The sequence below is a fragment of the Azotosporobacter soli genome, from assembly GCF_030542965.1.
Lineage (GTDB): Bacteria > Bacillota > Negativicutes > SG130 > SG130 > Azotosporobacter > Azotosporobacter soli.
In genome coordinates this window covers 1-12,846 of the sequence record NZ_JAUAOA010000004.1, presented here as the reverse complement: position 1 = coordinate 12,846, position 12,846 = coordinate 1, and the positions used below count along the sequence as shown (strand labels likewise).

The following is a 12,846-nucleotide window of genomic DNA, read 5'->3' as shown; positions in this document are numbered from 1 at the left end:
GCTTCTTTTTCGCCAATCCTGCCTGCGGCTTTATTTTCATTAAATTTCGCCAAATATAATTGACCGTATTTATCGTTCATGCTATCATATAGCCAAATACATATTTCCCCACAAGGGGAGTAGCTGTACGATACCTGTCGTCAATACGGGAAACCCGGCGGTATCGGCAATGAAGCGAACCATTGCAAGCCAGACCTTGTCTCATTCCGATGGGGCGAGGTCTTTTCATATCATCCAACACAATAGTAGGGAGGAATTACGATGAACAATTTAAAAACGACCGTCTTGATGGCCGCTTTGACCGGTTTTATGCTCCTGCTCGGCGCAAGCTTCGGCGGCAAAGGCGGACTGCTGCTGATGCTGATTATGTCGCTCGCGATGAATCTTGGCTCCTATTGGTTCAGTGACCGCATCGTCCTGAGCATGTATAATGCCCAAGAGGTAACAGCCCAAGAAGCGCCCGATTTGCACCGCATGGTGCAGAACCTGGCCGCACGGGCCAGCTTGCCTATGCCGCGCGTCTACATCATGCAGGATCCGTCGCCCAACGCTTTTGCCACCGGACGCAATCCGGAGCACGGCGTGGTTGCGGTAACCACCGGCATCATGCAGGCACTGAGCCCGGATGAATTATCCGGCGTCATCGCGCATGAGCTGGCGCATATCAAACACCGCGACACGTTGATCAGCACGGTCGCCGCTGCAATGGCCGGCGTCATCACTTATATGGCGCATATGGCGCAGTGGGCCGCGATGTTCGGCGGTCTTGGCCGCAGCAGCGACGATGACGAAAGCGGCGGCAGCGGCCTGATCGGCAGCCTGTTCATGATCATCCTAGCGCCGATTGCCGCGACCTTGATCCAAATGGGCATTTCCCGTTCGCGCGAATACGTCGCCGATGAAAGCGGCGGCCAGATCTGCGGCAACCCGCTGGCTTTGGCCAGTGCGTTGGAAAAGATCGAATACTACGCCAAGCACCGGGTCATGCCGAATGCTTCGCCATCGACCGCGCATATGTTCATCATCAACCCGTTCAGCGGCGGCGGCCAATGGTTCTTAAGCCTCTTCAGTACGCATCCCGCGACGCAGGAGCGCATCGCACGCCTACGTCAGCAGGCCCAGCTGCCTCGCTAGCAGCCCCTTTTAACGCGCAAAGAAGAAGAGAATCACAAAAAGACACGAAGTTGCGATTATTTCATAGATAATCCCTTCGTGTCTTTTTTCTTTGTCTCTTGCGTTGCTGCGTTCCTTCGATTAGCTCATAGTTCTTGGCAAAGCCGTTCAAATTCGTCTTCCAGCAGGCGCAAGTATTTCGTACAGTCGATTTCATGGCTGATCCGTGCGGCTTTTTCCAATTTCCCCGCCGCTTTCTCCAACGCGAATGCGCCAAAGTTACCGGCCGCACCTTTGACTGAATGCGCCTTTCTGGCAACGAGCGGCCAATCTTCTTCGGCAAGCGCGACCTGCATTTCTGCGATGATCGCCGCAATCTCCATGGGAAAACTCGCAATCAGCTCCTGCTCAAGCGTTTTATCGCCGCCCAGCATTTCGAGCAGATAGTCCTTTTTAAACACCGGCACATTATCCTGGCGGCGCGGCGCTTTGCCCAGCAGAAAACGCTGCAGAACCTGATAGAGAATCTGTCGGTTCACCGGTTTGCTCAAATATTCATCCATGCCCGCCGCCAAGCAGCGTTCGCGGTCGCCGATCATCGCATTGGCGGTCATCGCAACAATCGGGATCTGGCGCTTGGCCTGACCGATTTCGCCGCTACGAATCGCGCGGCAGGTCGCATAACCATCCATGCCCGGCATTTGGATATCCAGCAAGACCAAGTCATACTCCTGGCGATACAGCTCCGCCAGCGCGCCTTCGCCGCTTTCCGCGACATCGAGTTCTATTTCCTGGTTGGCAAGCATGCCGCGGATTACTTTTTGATTGAGGACATTGTCCTCCACCAGCAAAATCCGTCCCTGCATTTTCTCCGGCACCGTTTCTTGCATGAGCAGTGCCGCATTATCTGCGGCGTCGCCTTTGCGCAGCATGACCGTGAACCAAAACGTCGAGCCCTGTCCCGGCACGCTCTCGACGCCGATCTCGCCGCCCATCATCTCGACCAATTGCTTGGCGATGACAAGCCCCAGACCGGTACCGCCGAAGCGGCGGGTCGTTGACGCATCGACCTGCGAAAAACCGCGGAACAGCTTATGCATGCGATTTTGCGGAATGCCGATCCCCGTGTCCTGCACCATAAAGCGCAGAACAAACTGCGTCGCACTCTTCTCCTTGACCTCGCAGCGCAGCGCCACGCCGCCTTCCTGGGTAAATTTGATCGCATTGCCAACCAGATTGAACAGCACCTGCCGCAAGCGCAGCGAATCGCCGATCAGTAATTCCGGAATGTCTTCGCTTAGCTGGCTTTCCAAATAAAGTCCCTTTTCCTGCACTTTGACAGCCAGCAGAGCCAATGTCCGTTCCATAAGCTGCCTGAGATCAAACGCGGCTTCTTCGATCTCCATCTTGCCCGCTTCAATCTTGGAAAAATCCAGGATGTCGTTGATGATCGTCAGCAGACCTTCCGCCGAACTCAAAATGATCTCCACCTGTTCTTTTTGCTGCACATTGAGCCCGGTATCCAAAAGCAGCTCCGCCATCCCCAGAATTCCGTTCATCGGCGTACGGATCTCGTGGCTCATATTGGCAAGGAATTCGCTTTTCGATTGGTTGGCCGCTTCTGCCCGTTCCTTGGCGATGATCAGCTGCTGTTCCAGCTGCAACGCTTCCGTGATATCTTCCAGGACCACGACCAAGAGCGCCTTCTCATACCCCGGCAGTCGCGCGAGACGCAGTTCGCCGCTCATGTCGCGTACCTCGCCATTGGCCAGACGGTGCTTCACCTGTACCGGCATGCGTCCGTTCTTCTTGCAGATCGCGATCCGCTCTTGCAGGTCTTGCGGCGTCTCCGCTTCGAGCGAACCGAAGCGCAGGCCTTTCATGTCGCCATAGCCGTAAAACGTTTCGGCCGCCTTGTTCCCTAAGACGACTTCCAGATTTTCAAAGTCGACCAGGTACATGATCGACTTATGTTCGATGAACAGCGTGCGGAACTGCCCTTCCGCCCGGCTTGCTTTTTCCTCGATCGCCTTGCGCTCACTGATGTCGCGAATCACCAAGACACTGCCGTAAGGCTCACCCGCCGCATTGCGCAACGCTTCGCCGTTGATCTCGACCGTGACCGTCTTCCCGTTGCAGTCGCAGCACTGAAATTCTTTCGGCCCTTGCGGCGCCTGAAACATCGCCTGCCAGATGGCAAGGCCCCGTTCCCGGTCTTGCGGACTGACGAAGTTGAAAATATTTTCGCCAAGCGCCGGGTGCGCCTCGCTGAAACCGATCAGTTGGGTCGCCCGTTTTGAGGCAAAGGTGATTTCGCCGTCCGGCGTTGTGATCACGATCGCATCCGGCGACGCTTCGACCATCTTCTGATACAGTTCCTCGGAGCGACGTAACTTTTCCGCAATTTGCTGTTTCGCCGTGACATCATAACCGACGAGCAACAATTCGCCATTCGTGGTACGATTGCTTGACCAGTGCTGCGTCCGCAGTTCGCCATTTTTTGCCCGGACCTGATATTCATAAAAATCGCCGTCAGCGGCCATCAATTTGAGCCAGACGGCGGTGATGCGCTCCTTGTCGGCAAAGAATAGCTGCATCGGGTCATCGACGGTCTCAAGATCCTCCGCCGTATAACCGAGACATTCTTCGACCCGCTTGTTCCAAAGTTGCACCTGGTATTGACTGTCCAGGCAGGCGATCATCAGCGGCGTACGCTCATAAAGCAAACGAAAGCTCTCGTTGCTGCGCTTCAGCCCCGCCTTAAAAGCGCGTCCGCGCAGATAGGTCGCCATCAGCGCACCACAGCTCAGCGCGACAAGTAAACCTAGAAAATCACGCCAATACTTAGCTGTTTGCGAGGCCGCCTCGCCAACAATGCCGTCATCAATAAAATCAATGATGAAATATAAAGCCACTGCCGTCAGCAGCGGTACACCCCGTTTCCAGTCTTTCACTTACGCCCCTCCTCTGTACTCCCTCTCATTCTACCAATTTTGTCTTTTACTGACTAGCAAATCGATAATTTATTGCTAACTTTTTTTTCAACAGGCAGGAAACTTTCTCTCTCTAGTCTAATAGAACATAGATTAACAGCAATTATCAAGGAGGAACTTTTTCACTATGGCTTTACTGAATGAAAACTACCTAAAACTTCCCGGCAGCTATCTCTTTGCCGAAATCGCCCGCCGGGTCGCTAAATTCAAAAGCGAAAATCCGACTGCCGATATAATCCGCCTTGGCATCGGCGACGTCACGTTGCCGTTGCCGGCCGCTTCGTTAGAGGCGATGCACAAGGCCGTCGATGAAATGGGCGCGCCGGAAACATTCCGCGGCTACGGCCCGGAACAGGGCTATGACTTTTTGCTCAAGGCGATCATCGAGAACGATTATGCGCCACGCGGCGTCAAAATTGAAATGGATGAAGTCTTCGTCAGCGACGGTTCGAAAAGCGATGTCGGCAACATCCAGGAAGTTTTTGGCGTCGACAACGTCGTCGCGATCACCGACCCTGTTTATCCGGTCTACCTCGACACCAATGTTATGGCAGGCCGCACCGGCGAATACAACAACGGCATCTTCGAAAAAGTAGTCTATCTGCCCTGCAACGCGGAAAACAATTTCATTCCCGCCCTGCCGACGCAAAAAGTCGATATCATCTATCTTTGCGTCCCCAATAACCCGACCGGAACGACCCTCTCGCGCAGCGAACTGAAAAAGTGGGTCGACTACGCAAAAACAAACGGCGCCGTCATCTTATTCGACTCCGCCTATGAATCCTATATCCAGGAAAACGATGTACCGCACAGCATTTATGAAATCGAAGGCGCAAACGAAGTGGCAATCGAATTCCGCTCTTTCTCGAAAACGGCGGGCTTCACCGGCACGCGCTGCGCTTACACGGTCGTGCCGAAGAGCGTTACCGCCAAGACCGCAAGCGGCGAAACGCATTCGCTGAACAAATTATGGAATCGCCGCCACACCACCAAATTCAACGGCGTTCCTTACATCATCCAGCGCGGTGCGGAGGCGATCTACTCACCAGCCGGTAAAGCGCAGGTCAAAGAAATGGTCGCCTATTACATGGCCAACGCCAAAATCATCCGCGAAGGCCTTGCTGGCTTGGGTCTTCAAGTATTCGGCGGCGTAAATGCGCCTTACATCTGGCTGAAAACGCCGGGCGGCCTCGATTCCTGGTCGTTCTTCGACAAACTGCTGATCGAAGCGAATATCGTCGGCACGCCGGGCACCGGTTTCGGACCTGCCGGCGAAGGCTATTTCCGCCTGACCGCCTTCGGCAACCGCGAGAACACACTGGCCGCCGTCGAACGCATCAAGACGCGCTTGAAGCTATAATCACGCGTAAAAAAGACCTGCAGCAAATGCTGCAGGTCTTTCATTTTACCCTTATGCGCCGCGCAGATAGTACACGACGACGATCAGCGCCGCCATCGCCAGGCGATAGAGGGCAAAGATCGCAAAATTATGACGCTGTAGATATTTTAATAGGAAGCTAATGCAAAACAGGCCGACGATCGCCGAAGTCAGCGATCCGACAAGAAAGAGCGGATTGGCGATATTATGGATGATATCCGGCGTATGTTTAAGCGCCGCGCCGCCAATGATCGGCGTCGCCAGCAAGAAAGAAAACTTCGCCGCCGCTTCGCGCGAAAAACCCATCATCCGCGCGGTCGTCATCGTGATCCCGGAACGGGAAACGCCCGGAATCAGCGCCAGCGCCTGCGATGTGCCGATCAGCATCGCTTCTTTAAATCCGATCCGTTCAAAGGAAATGCGCTGTGCGACCGTCTTATCGACGAAATAAAGCACCACGCCCATCAGCGCCATACCGCCGGCAATAATCAGCGGCTGCGAACGAAAGAGCTGATCGATCTTCGACTCCAACAGCAAACCGGCCACGCCGCCCGGTATCGTCGCCGCGACCAGATACCAAAACATTTTTCCGTCACGCGTTTTCAGGCCCTGCGTCAGACCGCCCAACAACAGCTGCAGCCAGTCCCGGAAGAAGTAAATCAGCACCGCGACCAGCGTCCCGACATGCAGCGCCACGTCAAGCGCAATATCAATATTCTCGCCGCCCTGGCGAATCAGAGGATCCCACTCAAACAGCCAACGAACGATGATCAAATGCGCCGAACTTGATATCGGCAAAAACTCACCAAGCCCCTGCACAATGCCTAATACGATTGCGATAAACCACAACATCTTATCTGCTCCTTTTCCCCTTGTCTGCCGCGCACGGCAGGTCATTTTTAAAAACGTTTCCATTATATCGAATTTAGTCGCTTGGTGCAATGCTTATGAGGCATCGTTATCATTGACAGCCCTTGCTGTTAATGATAGCATTGGTACTGGTAGTACTAAAATAGTACCTGGGTTTTTCTTCTATTTAGGGAGGTGTTGCCTTATTAAAACGCGAATTATAAATGCAGCCCTTTCCGAAATGCATTTGCAGGGTCTTAAATTCACGATGAGCGATCTGGCACGCCGCCTCGGCGTCAGTAAGCGGACGCTGTATGAATCCTTTTCCAGCAAAGATGCAATCATTTCGGAAATCTTACACCTTGTCCTAAATGATCTCCGGATGCAACGCCAGCGAGTCATGAATGATGACAGCTTAAGTCTTATCGATAAGATAAAGACGATTTTGACGCTCCAGCAAACGCTCTTTCCTTCTCTCGGACAGGAAGACGCCCGGATCGCCATTGACATTAAGCGTCATATGCCTGAACTCTGGCAGGAAAAGGAGAATTGTTTTGACGACATGTGGCGTTTGGTCGAAGAACTCCTAGCGGCCGGAATGGCCAGCGGTTATTTCCGCCCTCTGAATCTGCCCGCCTTGCGTAAAATTTTAAAAGGCGCTCTGGCAGAAATGTTCGACTACGATTTTCTTTTGCTGCACAAGCTCAACCTCCCTGACATGATTTCCTATGTCACTGATGTAATTCTGTTCGGTATTGTTGCCGATCAAAAGCAGGACTGTCCTCGTTGAAAGAGGGCGGCTGCAGAAAGCGAGGAATGCCCATGTTAACAAATCACCCGATGAAAAAAAACCGCCTCACTGCGGGAATTCTAGCCGCACTCTTGGCGACCAGCCTGTTGGCAGGCTGCAGTGGCCAACAGGCCGGTAAAGCGCCGCAAGCCGTGCAGGTCAAAGCGATGCAGGTCATGCAGAAAGATACGCCTGTCGCTTATGAATTTGTCGGTCAGGTAGAAGCCAAAGATGAAGTCAAGGTGCAGGCGCGCGTTTCCGGCAACATCGTCGCGAAGATGGTAGCCGGCGGAGCGACCGTCTATAAAGGACAGCCGCTCTTTACCATCGACCGCCGTCAATACGATACGGCGCTTTTAAATCGCCAGGCGACGGTCGCTCAGGCATCTGCCGCACTTAGCCGCAGTCGCCGCGACGTGGACCGTTATCAGTCACTTTACAACCAACAGGCGGTTTCACAGCAAACGCTCGACAATGCGGTCGCCGAAGCCAATCAGTACGCGGCGCAGGTCGAAGCCAACCAGGCTTTGGTCCAACAAGCCCAGCTTGACCTGTCCGATACGGTCATCACTTCGCCGCTCGACGGACGCATCGATATCACCGATCTGAGCGTCGGCAGCTTCGTCCAGGCCGGTACCACCGTTCTGGCCACCGTATCCTCGGTCGATCCGATCCGCGTTCGTTTCAGTGTAAGTGAAAACGAATACATCCAGTTCGCGCACCAGATACCGGACAATGCGACCGGCATCTTAGGTCTTAACCTTGATCTGGTGCTCAGCGACGGCAGCGTCTATCCGATCAAAGGCCACATCGACCAGGTCGACCGCGGCTTATCGCAGGAGACCGGTACGCTGACGATCAAAGCGCTGTTCGATAACCCGCAAAAAATGCTGGTTCCGGGCATGTTCGCGCGCATCCGCGCCAATGGTGAAATGCGCCAGGGAGCGCTCTTGGTTCCACAGCGCGCCATCCAGGAACTGCTTGGCAAGAATTTTGTCACGGTAGTCGGCGCTGAGGATAAGGCCGAAAGCCGCCCCGTCAAATTGGGACCTAAAGTCGGCAATATGGTCGTCATCGAAGAAGGTCTGACCGCCGCCGACACGGTCATCGTCGAAGGCTTTATGAAAACGCCGCCGGGAACTCCGCTTCAGGTTGTCATCATGCAACTCGAAGAGCTGCAACTGCCGGCTAAGAAATAGGAGGTGGTCCGATGGCCAACTTTTTTATCAAACGTCCGATCTTCGCCATCGTCTTATCCATCTTCATCGTCATCGGCGGCCTGATCGCCGCTTTCACACTGCCGATCGCGCAATATCCGCAGATCACGCCGCCTAACATCAGCGTCAGCACCAGCTACAACGGTGCCAATGCGGAAGTCGTAGAACAGTCGATCGCCCAATTGATCGAAATGCAGGTCAATGGCGTAGAAGACATGGTCGCAATGCAGTCGACCAGCTCCGACAACGGTCAGTACAGCATGAGCGTCAAGTTTGAACTTGGCAAAGACGGTGATATCGCATCCGTCCAGACGCAAAACCGCGTCTCGCAGGCCAGCGCACAGCTGCCGACGGAAGTTATGAATAACGGCGTCGTGACGAAGAAAGTTTCTCCCGATACGATCCTTTATTTTTCACTCTGGTCCGAAAAAGGGACCTATGACAGCGTCTTCATGAAAAACTACGGCAGCATCAACATCGTCGAAGACCTCAAACGCATCAAAGGCGTCGGCAACGTCATGGAATATGGTTCCGACTTCGGGATGCGCATCTGGTTGCAGCCGGACAAGATGGCTCGCCTGAGCATTACCTCCAATGATATTTCCAATGCGATCAAAGCACAGAATCTCCAAGCCCCTGCCGGCACGATCGGCCAGCAGCCTTCGAGTCCCGGCCAGGAGTTTCAAATGACCGCACAGGTCAAAGGCCGTCTGGCCGAACCGGCGGAGTTTGAAAAGATTATGGTTCGGGCGCAGCCTGACGGTTCATTCGTCCGCCTCGGCGACGTCGCGCGCGTCGAGATGGCCGGCAAAGACTATCTGTACTACAGTGACGTCAACGGACATGAATCGGTCACTTTCGGCGTTCAACTGACGCCGGACGCCAACGCGCTCGATACGGTCAACAAGGTTCGCGCCTCGATTGACAATGCCGCCAAGCACTTTCCTGCCGATATGCAGGTCAAATATGTCGTCGACAACACCAAATTCGTAAAAGAATCGCTGGATGAAGTCGTCAAGACGTTCGCAGAGGCGCTACTTCTGGTTCTCTTCATCGTCTTCCTCTTCCTGCAAAGCTGGCGGGCCACGCTGATTCCGATGCTCGCGATCCCCGTCTCGTTGGTCGGCACGATGGGAGCATTTTTGCTTCTCGGCTTTTCGATCAACACGCTGACGCTGTTCGCGATGGTTCTCGCGATCGGCCTTGTCGTCGATGATGCGATCGTCGTCGTCGAGGCGGTCGAACACCATATGCGCCATACCGGGCTCAACCCGCGTGCGGCGACGATCCGCGCCATGTCCGAAGTGTCGGGCCCTGTCGTCGCGATCGCCTTCGTACTGGCCTCGGTGTTCATTCCGGTCGCGTTTATGGGCGGAACCGTCGGCGTATTGTACAAGCAGTTCGCTTTAACGATCGCCGTTTCGATGGCGCTATCCGCGATTGTCGCGCTTTCGCTGACGCCTGCCCTCTGCACGCTGATTCTGAAAGCGCACGATCCGAACGCTCATTCCGGCTGGCTGGGTCGTTTCTTCGACCGTTTTAACACTTGGTTTGACAACATGACGGAGAAATACGGCGGCAGCGTCGGCGGCTTCATCCGCCGCTCCAAGCTCAGCCTGCTTCTTCTTCTCGTACTGGTCATCCTGACCGGAGCCTTGTTCCAGGCACTGCCCACCACCTTCGTCCCCGACGAAGACCAAGGCTATTACATCACCACAATTGCTTTGCCGGAAGCGGCCAATATGGACCGCACCCGCGCGGTGGCAAACAAAGTTGCCGCAGGCATCCGCGCGATGCCGGGCGTTCAGGACACGATCGTCATCACCGGCTATGACATCATGGTCGGAGCAATTAAACCAAACTCGGCGATCATCTTCACCGGTTTGAAACCCTGGTCTGAACGTACGACGGCGGATCTTGGCCTTGCCAACTTTATCCGCAGCACGTTCGGCGCCGGTTTTATGACGCCGGAAGCAAATGTCCTCGCCTTTAATCCTCCGGCATTGCCGGGCGTCGGCAGCTTAGGCGGCTTTACGCTGATGCTGCAGGACAAAGGCGGCGGCAGCATCGATGAACTCAATACCACAACGCAGCAATTTCTTGCCGAGGCCCGCAAACGGCCTGAAATCGGCATGATCTACTCTACCTTCCGTACCGACACTCCGGCCTACCGTTTTGAAGTCGACCGTGAAAAGGCAGCGAAACTCGGCGTTCCGACCAGCGATGTCTTCGGCGCCCTGCAAACCTTCCTCGGCGGTTCGCAAGTCAACGACTTCAATCGTTTCGGCCGTACTTACAAAGTCGTCATGCAAGCGGATCCTTCGTTCCGTTCCGATGTTGACGCGACGCGCTTCTTCTTTGTGCGCAGCAGCAATGGAGCGATGGTTCCGCTCAACACCTTGGTCAAACCAAATGAAATCAACGGGCCGACTGCCATCAAGCGCTTTAACGGCTTCCGCTCCGTACAAATCGGCGGCAGCCCGGCGCCCGGCTACAGTTCAGGCCAAGCGCTGAACGCACTCGAAGAAGTCGCAGCGCAAACACTGCCCAGCACCTTCGGTTATGAATGGGCGGATCAAAGCCGCGAAGAAAAACTCTCCGCCAAACGGGCGCCGATTGTCTTCGGCTTTGCGATCCTCTTCGTCTTCCTCTGTCTGGCAGCGCTTTATGAAAGCTGGAGCATCCCGTTTGCGGTGCTGTTATCGGTTCCGACCGGCCTGTTCGGCTCCTTCCTGCTCTGCCACATCAACAACTGGGTCCTACCGCCGACCGCTAAGTTGGCGAACAGCGTCTATGTCCAGATTGGTCTGGTCATGCTGATCGGTCTGGCTGCCAAGAATGCCATTTTGATCGTCGAGTTTGCCAAAGTCCGTGTGGACAAAGGCATGCCGATCGTCGACGCGGCCATTGAAGCAGCGAAACTGCGCTTGCGTCCGATCCTGATGACTTCGTTCGCATTCATCCTGGGTTGCGTACCGCTCGCCATTGCAACCGGCGCCGGCGCCGGTGCGCGCCATTCGATGGGAACGGCGGTTGTCGGCGGCATGCTCGCGGCCACGGTTCTCGGAATCTTCCTGATTCCTGTCCTGTTTGTCGTCGTGGAACGTTTTGCCTCTAAGTTCAGTCGCAAGAAAAAAACGACCGACGCCCCGGTCAACAGGGACGAAGAATAAAAAGAAGATCACCCCACAGTTCCTATTGAACTGAACCAGAAACAACGTACATAAAATAAAACGCCCAGAAGTAGAATAGCTTTAAATTACGCAAACTGGCATCGTTTTTCATACGGTGTCAGTTTTGTTTTTAGTTGAATGCGTTCAAAATTATAAAAATAGATATACTCATCGATAACCTCGTTAGCCTCTGCAAATGTTTTGAGATGTATTCTCGAAATGCATTCTGCTTTCAAAATACTAAAAAAGTTTTCAGCTAATGCGTTATCATAACAATTTCCTCGCCTTGACATGGACGGTGTAATACCATACTCTTTAGTTAGGTTAAAATACCCCTGTGAAGTGTATTGAAACCCTTGGTCACTATGGAGTTGCAGCTCTGTAGTGACTTTTTCCTTTTTCATGGCAGTTCGAATTGTTTCAAGAACTAAATTTACAGTTTGTTCTGTTCCTGTTTTATAAGCAATAATACTGCGATCAAACGCATCGCGTATCATTGATAAATACAGGATTCCTTGGAGTGTATGGATGTATGAAATGTCGGTAACCCATTTCTGATTCGGCGCAGTTGCTTCAAAATCACGATTGAGTAGATTTTCATATTTATGAAGTTGTTGCTGCATTCTCTTGTATTTTTTACGTCGGCGAATTTGAGATAATAAATTATATTTGCTCATTAAGCGAAGAACGGTTTTCGGATCAATAAATATATTTCTATTCTGTTGAAGCCACAAATGAACCCTTCGATATCCATACGTTCTTTTTGATATTTCTTGGCATACCGCAATTTCTGCTACGATTCGTTCATTGCGATTCGGTTGATTCATGCGATGAACAAAATCATAGTACCCACTGCGTGATACATCAAAAAAGTCACACATTGCAGAGATAGAATAGCTGTCTTGGTTTTTATAAATTGCCATGTATTTTACAGATGGCCTCACTTCCTTCCAACGATTTGAAGAAAAGAACGTAATAGTTCGTTTTCCATCTTTAAACGCTTGATTTCATTATCTCTTTTATCCTGTATGGTAACATAGCTTTTAGGCGGTCTGCCTTTTTTCCGTGGAATAATTCCAGATTCAATCATCTTTTGTTTTCGGTTGTGTCTTCGGATTAGTTCTTTGATTACGTATTTATCCTTAAATCCATAGAACTCGCTAATTTCACGATTCGTTTTGCCTTCTTCTTTCATTTTTAGAACGTCGAGAATAATGTGTTCTCCAAAATGTTTTATTCCTCTTTGCCCTGACATATGAACACCCCCAGTCATAGATTAATTATCTACAACTGGGGGTGTTTTGTCATTGTCCGTTTTTATTGGTTCAGTTCA

At 52.8% G+C, this 12,846-nt stretch carries 9 protein-coding genes; 5 read left to right on the top strand and 4 right to left on the bottom strand.

Annotated features, from left to right (window positions below):
* The first annotated feature begins 261 nt into the window (after positions 1-261).
* On the top strand, positions 262-1,134 hold the full coding sequence (htpX, locus tag QTL79_RS05645) for a zinc metalloprotease HtpX (protein ID WP_346353986.1): 873 nt from the start codon (positions 262-264) through the stop codon (positions 1,132-1,134).
* Positions 1,135-1,259: 125 nt separating this feature from the next.
* On the opposite strand, the gene QTL79_RS05640 is transcribed toward htpX, so the two are convergent.
* Positions 1,260-4,067: a PAS domain S-box protein gene (locus tag QTL79_RS05640; RefSeq protein ID WP_346353985.1), complete on the bottom strand. Its 2,808-nt coding sequence runs from the start codon at positions 4,065-4,067 to the stop codon at positions 1,260-1,262.
* Positions 4,068-4,233: 166 nt separating this feature from the next.
* Here QTL79_RS05640 and QTL79_RS05635 point away from each other — a divergent pair, with 166 nt between their 5' ends.
* Positions 4,234-5,466, top strand: coding sequence for an LL-diaminopimelate aminotransferase (locus QTL79_RS05635; protein ID WP_346353984.1), 1,233 nt, complete (start codon positions 4,234-4,236; stop codon positions 5,464-5,466).
* 51 nt (positions 5,467-5,517) lie between these two features.
* Here the strand turns inward: QTL79_RS05635 and QTL79_RS05630 are convergent, their stop codons facing one another.
* A complete protein-coding gene (locus QTL79_RS05630; RefSeq protein ID WP_346353983.1) occupies positions 5,518-6,336 on the bottom strand; it encodes an undecaprenyl-diphosphate phosphatase in 819 nt (272 codons plus the stop codon).
* A 112-nt stretch (positions 6,337-6,448) separates the two neighbouring features.
* On the opposite strand from QTL79_RS05630, the gene QTL79_RS05625 reads away from it, so the two are divergent.
* The 3 genes from QTL79_RS05625 to QTL79_RS05615 are packed head-to-tail and all read left to right on the top strand — an operon-like array spanning position 6,449 to position 11,513.
* Entirely contained in the window at positions 6,449-7,123 is a 675-nt protein-coding gene (locus QTL79_RS05625) for a TetR/AcrR family transcriptional regulator (protein ID WP_346353982.1), read from the top strand.
* A 32-nt stretch (positions 7,124-7,155) separates the two neighbouring features.
* Positions 7,156-8,322, top strand: a complete 1,167-nt coding sequence (locus QTL79_RS05620) for an efflux RND transporter periplasmic adaptor subunit (protein WP_346353981.1) — start codon at positions 7,156-7,158, stop codon at positions 8,320-8,322.
* 11 nt (positions 8,323-8,333) lie between these two features.
* Positions 8,334-11,513 carry an efflux RND transporter permease subunit gene (locus tag QTL79_RS05615; protein ID WP_346353980.1) on the top strand — a complete coding sequence of 1,060 codons (3,180 nt, stop codon included), beginning with the start codon at positions 8,334-8,336 and terminating at the stop codon, positions 11,511-11,513.
* Between the two features lie 86 nt (positions 11,514-11,599).
* Here QTL79_RS05615 and QTL79_RS05610 read toward each other — a convergent pair whose 3' ends face one another.
* Positions 11,600-12,436 (bottom strand): IS3 family transposase, encoded by an 837-nt coding sequence (locus QTL79_RS05610; protein WP_346353979.1) that lies wholly within the window; start codon positions 12,434-12,436, stop codon positions 11,600-11,602.
* 17 nt (positions 12,437-12,453) lie between these two features.
* Entirely contained in the window at positions 12,454-12,768 is a 315-nt protein-coding gene (locus tag QTL79_RS05605) for a hypothetical protein (RefSeq protein ID WP_346353978.1), read from the bottom strand.
* Between the last annotated feature and the right edge of the window lie 78 nt (positions 12,769-12,846).